At 43.1% G+C, this 705-nt stretch carries 1 pseudogene; it reads right to left on the bottom strand.

Annotated elements, in window-relative coordinates:
• Positions 1 to 129: 129 nt before the first annotated feature.
• A pseudogene (locus tag R7Q48_RS27450) lies at positions 130 to 705 on the bottom strand (ATP-dependent metalloprotease); the annotation flags it as partial.

Here is a 705-nt window from a genome sequence, read left to right as displayed (position 1 = left end):
TCAGGGGTAACATTAAGAATCGCCATTACATGTGGACGAGAAAGGTCGAGAGATTTGTTATTTGCTGTAATAATCATAATAAATACAAAAACCCCGAGCTAACTCGGGGTTTATTATTATCAACACTCTTTATTCAGAGTCTTTCTTTTCTGGAACTTCACTTGAAGCAGAATCTTGAGAAGTAACTTGCTCTGCGGCATTCGCAGAATCCGTTGCTTTCTCTTCCTCTTTCACTTCAGGCGTTGCTTGAGACTTATCGTCATCCTTTGGCTTATTCATTGGGTTATCACCCCAACCTGCTGGCTCACGAATTTCCGCTTTACGTTCCATGAGATCATCAATTTGGCGAGCATCAATGGTTTCATACTTCATTAGCGCATCTTTCATCGCATGCATGATGTCCATGTTGTCTTCCAAAATCTTTTTAGCACGGTCGTAGTTGCGGTCGATGATTTGGCGAACCTCATCATCGATCAACTTTGCGGTATCATCAGACATGTGTTTAGTCTGCGTTACGCTACGACCAAGGAATACTTCACCTTCATCTTCTGCATAAAGTAGAGGACCAAGTTTTTCAGAGAAGCCCCATTGTGTCACCATCTTACGAGCAATATCTGTCGCCCGTTCAATGTCGTTGGAAGCACCTGTCGATACTTTTTCAGGACCGCAAATTAGCTCTTCAGCAAGACGACCGCAATACAGGCT

The organism is Vibrio sp. 378 (assembly GCF_033339435.1).
This window is presented reverse-complemented; position numbering and strand designations above follow the sequence as displayed.